Origin of the sequence: Nonomuraea sp. SBT364, assembly GCF_001083785.1 — a bacterium.
In the GTDB taxonomy this organism is placed as follows: Bacteria; Actinomycetota; Actinomycetes; order Streptosporangiales; family Streptosporangiaceae; genus Nonomuraea.
The window spans coordinates 1-6,870 of the sequence record NZ_LAVL01000272.1 but is presented as its reverse complement, the minus strand read 5'-3'; the positions used below and the strand labels follow the sequence as shown (position 1 = coordinate 6,870).

5 protein-coding genes are annotated in these 6,870 nt (G+C 77.3%); 3 read left to right on the top strand and 2 right to left on the bottom strand.

Annotated elements, in window-relative coordinates:
• On the bottom strand, nt 1–2,303 hold a 2,303-nt coding region (locus ADY59_RS45895; RefSeq protein ID WP_053175807.1), incomplete at its 3' end, for a CHAT domain-containing protein.
• A 95-nt stretch (nt 2,304–2,398) separates the two neighbouring features.
• On the opposite strand from ADY59_RS45895, the gene ADY59_RS45890 reads away from it, so the two are divergent.
• From ADY59_RS45890 to ADY59_RS50880, 3 genes are all read left to right on the top strand, one after another.
• Nucleotides 2,399–3,754: a S8 family peptidase gene (locus ADY59_RS45890; protein ID WP_049577223.1), complete on the top strand. Its 1,356-nt coding sequence runs from the start codon at nt 2,399–2,401 to the stop codon at nt 3,752–3,754.
• Nucleotides 3,755–3,831: 77 nt separating this feature from the next.
• Complete coding sequence (locus tag ADY59_RS45885; RefSeq protein WP_049577220.1) at nt 3,832–4,422, top strand: RNA polymerase sigma factor; 591 nt, start codon at nt 3,832–3,834, stop codon at nt 4,420–4,422.
• 27 nt (nt 4,423–4,449) lie between these two features.
• Nucleotides 4,450–4,887 carry a hypothetical protein gene (locus ADY59_RS50880; protein WP_049577225.1) on the top strand — a complete coding sequence of 146 codons (438 nt, stop codon included), beginning with the start codon at nt 4,450–4,452 and terminating at the stop codon, nt 4,885–4,887.
• A gap of 114 nt (nt 4,888–5,001) precedes the next feature.
• Here ADY59_RS50880 and ADY59_RS45875 read toward each other — a convergent pair whose 3' ends face one another.
• Complete coding sequence (locus ADY59_RS45875; RefSeq protein ID WP_049577218.1) at nt 5,002–6,690, bottom strand: helix-turn-helix transcriptional regulator; 1,689 nt, start codon at nt 6,688–6,690, stop codon at nt 5,002–5,004.
• Nucleotides 6,691–6,870 lie beyond the last annotated feature (180 nt).

Below are 6,870 nucleotides of genomic sequence, written 5' to 3'. Positions count from 1 at the left end.
AGCGTCGGATGTGGATAAGCGCCGGGGGACCCCGCCGCGGCCGCCGCGGCCCGCTCTCGGGAGGACGCCGACCCCCGGCCGGCCTCTGCCTCCCGTTCCCCTGATCTTGGGGACTGCCCGCCGGGCCGGGCCGGCGGTGGGGGACGGTCGTCCGGTGTGCCGGGGTGGCCGTACAGGGCGGCGATGGCGTGCAGCTCGGCGCGGGCGTTGGGGACGTCGGGGCCGCGTACGAGCACGACACGGCCGGAGGGGGGCGCGGCGGGGGGGGCGCGCAGCCAGGCGGCGGCCGACGGCGCGACGCTGAAGGCGGTGCGCCGCAGCGACGGCAGCAACCCCCACGGGGTGGCGTGCAGGACGCTGGGCGGCACCACGACGCACGGCCCGCCGCCGAGCAGCCGGGCGACGGGCCCGAGCAGCGCGGCCTCCAGCCGGCCGCCGAGCGCGGCGAGCTCGTCGCGGGGCGGCTCGCGGTCGTAGGCGAAGCGCCGCAGGCGGGAGCGGGCGTACTCCATCTCGGCCACCGCCGTCGCGGCGGGCCCGGCCTCGTAGGCGCGCACCCGCCCGCCCGCGCACAGCAGCACGTGCAGGGTCCCGTCGATGACGACGAGCTCGGCCAGGCGGCCCCCGGGGCCGAGCGCGCCGAGGATCTGGTCGCAGCCGGGCCCGCGCGCCTCGCCCGCGCCGGTCCCCCGGATGCGCAGCGTCGTGGCGCGTACCTTGGCCTCCAGCCGGGCCCTGTCGCGTTCGAGCGTGGCGGCGGAGGCGGCGCCGTCGGAGCGGGCCCGGCCGAGCAGCTGGTCGAGCCTGCGCAGGGCGGCGAGCTGGGCGAGCAGCTCGGGGTCGTCCGGCGGCCGCACGGGCGGCACGGCCAGCGCGGTGGCCCGCCACCGCTCGGTCCAGGCGAGCAGCTCGCGGCTGCGCCCGGCGGCGTGCAGGTGCCGCAGCGCGAGCCTGGCGAGCTCGACCCCCTGGGCGGTGACGAGCGCGCGCAGCTCCGAGGAGCCGAAGGTGAGCCGGTGCTCCTCGATGAGCGCCAGCCCCGACCGGCAGGCGTGCAGGAGGCGGCGCGGCTGCCCGGCGGCGTCGGCGCGCAGCGCCTCGGCCAGCCAGCCGCCGGCCCGGGACGTCGCGGGGCCGTGGTGCCGGACGCGGGCGGCGGCCGACAGGTGGCGTTCGGCGCCGGCGGCGTCGCCGAGCGCGAGCGCGGTGCGCCCGGCCAGCAGGTGCGCCTGCCACACCTCGGGCGAGCCGAGCCTGGCCAGCCGCCCGGCGAGCCGCCGGGCGTCGGCGAGCAGCCGCGGCGTGGCCGCCCCGCGCGCCAGCTCGGCCTGGACGAGGATGATCCGCGCGTGCTCGGCCCACCAGGCGCGCCGCTGCCCGGCGAACAGCGCGCGGGCCTCGGCGGCGCGTTCGCCGGCGGTGCCGGGGTCGGCGGCCAGCAGCGCGGCCCGGGCGGCGAGCAGCAGCAGCTCGGCCCGCCGGGTGGCCTGGCCGCGCAGCCGGTCGAGCAGCCGCAGCCCGCCGTCGGCCTGCTCCAGCGCCTCCCGCGACAGCCCGGCGGCCAGCAGCACGGCGCACCGGTCGGCGACCAGGTCCAGCATCGGCGTGCCGAGCTTGCGGAACCCCTCGTCGGCCTCCTCCAGCAGGTCGAGAGCGGCGGGCAGGTCGCCGGCGGCGAAGGCGGCGACGCCGCGGTTCTGCACGGCGACGACCGAGTCGTGCTCCTGCCGGGTGGTGGCGAACATGCCCTGCGCGGTGCGGAAGTCGGCGTCGGCGGCCTGCACGGAGCCGAGCGCGAGCTGGGCGTGCCCGCGCAGGGTGAGCGCGCGGGCCGCCCACACGGTGTCGCCGGCCCGGCGGAGCGTGGGCGCGGCGGCCCTCAGGTCGTCCAGCGCCTCCCGGTGCCAGCCGAGGATCCACCGGGCGCCCGCGCGCCGGAACAGCACCCGCGCCCGCGTGGTGCCGCCGGACAGCGCGGCGGCCTGGTCGAGCGTCGCCAGCCCGGCCCGGGTGCGGCCGTGCTGCACGAGCGCGACCCCGAGCGTGGCCAGCACGTCGGCCTCGCGGTCGGGCGAGCCGGCCCGGCGGGCGAGCCGCACGGCCTGCCGCAGCTCGGCGATGGCCGCCTCCAGGTCGCCGAAGTCGCGGCGCATGATGCCGATCGCCTGCCGGGCGATGGAGCAGTCGTAGGGGCCGCGACCGGCGTCGAGCATCGCCCTGGCGGCCTTGAGCGCCTCCTGCGGGCGCGCGAACACCATGTCGAGCAGGTCGTGCGGATCGTCGGGAACACCGGCTCCGGGCACCCATCGATGGTAGAACCGGCTCCGCGCGTGTATCAACGGCGGCCGTGGCCGCTCATAGAGGCATAGGCCCCTTTCTTCCTTCAGGAGGGCAGACGATGAGCACACCCGACCCAGGCCGCGACACCCGTTTCTGGGCGCAGCTCGACATGCTCAACGAGGCGCTGCCGGACGGCCTGCGGGCGGTGGCCGGTCCTGACGGGGCGGCGCCGGGCTCGGGCGTCCATCCGTCCTTCGCGCACCTGGCCGACCACGTGCTGGTCCCGGCCGCCGAGCTGGACCGCGGCGCGGATCTCGTCCAGGAGCTGGTGCCCGGCGACGCCGACCTGCGCGTCACCTGGCCGCCGGAGGGCGACGCCGGGCGGGTGTCGGTGCGCAGGCTGTACGTCGGCGACCGGGACGCGCGGCTGGTCGCCGACCGGCTCACGAGCCGGCGGATCCCGTCCACGCCGGTGCACTTCGTCACCGTGGCGGGGGTCAACCTGTGCCCGGGCGACGAGCCGGTGCCGAGCGCCGAGGCGCTCAAGCCTCCCCGGGCGGGCGACGACCGCGGCTCGGGCGTGCGGGTGGCCGTCATCGACACCGGCCTCGTGCACGACTACCTCGACCACCAGTGGCTGGCCGCCAGCGACGGCGTGCCCGGCATCCCGAAGGTCCACGGCGACGTCACCTCGTCAGGCGACGAGCTCGACGCCAACGGGCTGATCAAGCCGTACGTGGGGCACGGCACGTTCATCGCCGGGGTCGTACGGTGCACCGCGCCGGCCGCCGACGTGCGCGTCCACAACGCCTTCCCGTTCGGCGGCGCGGTCATGGAGGACCAGCTGGGCCTGATCATCCGCGACGCGCTCGACACCCACGGCTGGCCCGACATCATCTCCCTGTCGGCGGGCACGCAGACGGAGAGCGCGCGGACCCTGCTCGGCCTGGCCGACTTCATGGCGGAGCTGGCCCTGCACCCGGAGACGGTGCTGGTGGCGGCCGCCGGCAACGACGGCACCACGGATCCGTTCTGGCCCGCCGCCTACGCCGGCGAGCCGGTCAACGCCACCGGCGACGTGGTCGTGTCGGTGGGCGCGCTGCGCGAGGACGGCCGGGGCAGAGCCTGTTTCAGCAACCACGGGAGCTGGGTCAAGGTCTACGCTCCCGGCGAGCGCATGGTCAACGCCTTCACGTCCGGGCCGTACGAGTACGGCTACCCGCACCGCACCACCTGCCGCTTCCATCCGGCCGGCTTCTACCCGGGCTGCACCTGCGTGGCGCCGCTGCGCGAAGGCGACAAGGCGACCTTCAGCGGGCTGGCGATGTGGAGCGGCACGTCGTTCGCCACCCCGGTGATCGCCGGGCTGATCGCGGCGCGCATGTCGGAGGCCGGGATCTCCTCACGCGAGGCGGCCCGGCAGCTGGTCGAGACGCGGTTGTCCGTACCGGACCTGACCGGTTACCTGCGGTGAGGGGCGGCCCCTCTGTCCTTGAGCGGCTCACGAAATATCATCGTGAGCATTCCGCCCCTGGACAGGGAAGGACCGCCGTGGACGACACCGCAGCCCTCGTCAGGGCAGCAGCGGATGGGGATGCCGGCGCGTGGAAGGAGCTCTACCACCGCTACAGCGGGCTGGTGTGGGCCGTCGCCCGCGCCTACCTGCCGACCCCCGCCGATGCCCAGGACGTGGCGCAGACGACGTGGTTCCGCTTCGCCGAGCACCTCACCCGGATCCGCGATCCGGACAAGACCGGCGCCTGGCTCGCCAGCACGGCCAGGAACGAGGCGTTACGCGTCATCAGGACCAGCGGCAGGGTCATCCCCGTCAGCGACGTGGGACTGATGGGCTTCGACGTGGACGAACGATCGCCGGAGCGGCTGCTGCTGGACGCCGAGGAGGCCGATGCCGAGGCCGAGCGGGCGCGGGAGGTGTGGGCGGCGTTCGAGGAGATGTCGGAGCGCTGCCGCCGCCTGCTGCGCGTGCTCATCGCCTCGCCCCGGCCCACCTATCAGGAGGTCGCGACCGGGCTGGGCATCGCGGTCGGCAGCGTCGGCCCCATGCGGGGGCGCTGCCTGAAGCGGCTCGGCGTGCTGGTCGCGCGCCGCGGGGTGACGGGGACCTCCCGTGATTTCGAGTGATGTCGGGGTGAGTTCGGGGTGAACGACATGGATGACGGCTTCGATCTGGAAGACGAGCTGCGCAACATCGCCCACCTGCTCGACCCGGTGCCGCCTGAGCTGCTGGACGACGCCATGCAGGCGTTCACGCTGCGGACGCTCGACGCGGAGCTGGCCCTGCTGGAGTTCGACTCGTGGGACGAGGAGCCGGCCACCCGGGTGCGCGGCCCGGCCAGCCCGCGGCTGCTGACGTTCCGGGCGGGGGAGGTGGTGGTGGAGCTGGAGGTGTCCGGGTCGCGGCTGGTGGGGCGGGTCCTGCCGGGTGAGGCGGCCGACATCGGCGTGCAGCGCCGTGACTCGGAGCTGCGCCTGCGCTCGGACGACCTGGGCCGCTTCACCGCCGCGCCGCTCCCGCCGGGCCCGCTGCGCCTGCGGGTCACCCCGCGCGAGGGCGGCCCGGTGGTCACCTCGTGGATCCGCGTGTGACGTGAGCTCCCCCCGTACGCCGCCGGCATGGCCACCGGCCTGCACCCCGAAGCGGCGGGCGGGGGTGAGCCCGGGCGCGTGCGTGGCGGCGTCGCGCACGCGCCCGGGTCGTGTTCAGGAACGCCCGCCGTAGGCGGCCAGCTTGGCCGCCAGCGCCACGCGGGAGCCGATCCCGAGCTTGGTGTAGATCTTGCCGATGTGATACTCGACGGTCTTGACGCTGATCAGCAGCTCGCGCGCGATCTGCCGGTTGGTCAGCCCGTCGGCCACCAGCGTGGCCGTGCTGAACTCCTGCGGCGTCAGCCCGAGCCGCGCCGTCACCGCCGGCTCCAGCCCGCACGCCTCCAGCTCCCGCGCGCACCGCGTCACGAGCGGCCGCGCCCCCAGCCACGCGAAGATCGCCCGCGCGGCCTGCAGCCGTTCGGCCGCCGCCCGCCTCCTGCCGGTACGGCGCAGCAGCCGCCCCAGGTCGAGCAGCGCCCGCGCCTCCTCCAGAGGGTTCACGCCGCCCGCGAGCAGCGTGAGCGCCTCGGCGAACTTCTTCTCCGCCTCCGCTGGAACGTTCCTGCCGGCCAGCAGCACGCCCGCCAGCCTGGCCCGCTGGGCCCGCGCCCGCGGCCCGTCGGACACGGCGCCGGAGTCCATCCCGGCGAGCACCGCCTCGGCCTCGCCCAGCGCCCCCTCCGCCACGAACGTCTCGACGAGCTGCGGACGCGTGTCGGGCACGAACACGTCGCCGGCGTCCGGCAGCCCCGTCCCGAGCAGGCCCAGCGCGAGATCGGCCTGCGCCTCACCGAGCGCGTTGTGCTGCCGACGGGCGACCGCGCGCGCCGTGCGCACGTGCGCGAGGGCCCGCTCGTGCTCGCCGCGGGCGGCCAGCGGCGCCACGCACACCACCTCCAGGCTCGGCACCAGCCAGAGCTGCCCCAGCTCGGCGGCCTCGGCGGCGGCGCGCTCCGCCCGCTCCAGCGCGTCCTCCCACCGCCCGTCGCGGTATTCGGCCGCCGCCAGCAGCCCCTCGGCGAGCAGCCGGTGGCACGGCAGCCCCGCCCTGCCCGCCGCCGCCACGACCCGCTCCAGCACGGCCCGGGCCCGGCCCACCTCGTCGGCGCGCATCAGCTCCACCGCCGTGGCCAGGCTGTCGCCGGGCGCGCCGTCGCACGGCCTGCCGCTCAGCGCCAGCACGTCGTACGGCCTGCCCACCGGCCCCTGGATCGGCTGCTCGATCGCCACCCGCGCCCACCGGGCCGCCTCGGCCCGCTCCCCCGTGAGCAGGTGCAGCCAGGCGAGCTGCTCGGCGACGTCCGCGGCGAACCCCGGCTCGCGGCGCGGCCACGCCTCCGTCAGCAGCCGCCCCGCCTCCTCCAGCCGTCCGCACGCCAGCGCCAGCCGCCCCAGCACGTGCCGCCGCACCGGCCGCGGATCGCCGTTCGGGGCCTCGGCCAGCTCGGCCGCCCGTACGGCGTCGCCGCCCGCGAGCACGTGCTCCAGCGCGGCGGTCCGCAACTCGTCACGCCGGACCGGCGAATCGCTGAGCCCCGCCGCGAGCTCCAGATGCGCGGCGGCCTCGTGCCACAGCCCGTGCTGCGCCTCCTTGGCCGCGTACCGGGCCAGCTCCCCGGCCAGCGCCTCGTCTGGCCCGCCGGCCGCCGCCGCCCGATGCCTCAGCGCCGTGCCGGCGTCGCCGGTGACCCGTACCGCGGCCAGGTGCAGCCGCGCCCGCGTCCCCGCGCCCAGCGCGTCGTAGGCGGCGGCGCCCGCCAGCGGCTCCGGGAACCCGATCGCCCGGCCGGGCAGCTCCACCAGCAGCCCGGCCGGGCGATCGGGTTCCCAGCCGGTGGCGGGCGCCGCCGCCTACGGCGCGCTGGGGGCGGGGGGCGGGCGGGGTGGGCCCGGCCGCGGTACGGGTCACCGGCGGCGCCGGCACGGGGCCGAGGGATCGGGGGGGGGGGGGCGGGGGGGCCGACGGGGGGCGGGGCCGGG

Excerpts from the sequence above, each read along its gene's own strand:
- ADY59_RS45890 (WP_049577223.1), top strand. The coding sequence starts at position 2,399 with ATGAGCACACCCGACCCAGGCCGCGACACCCGTTTCTGGGCGCAGCTC.
- ADY59_RS50880 (WP_049577225.1), top strand. The coding sequence starts at position 4,450 with ATGGATGACGGCTTCGATCTGGAAGACGAGCTGCGCAACATCGCCCAC.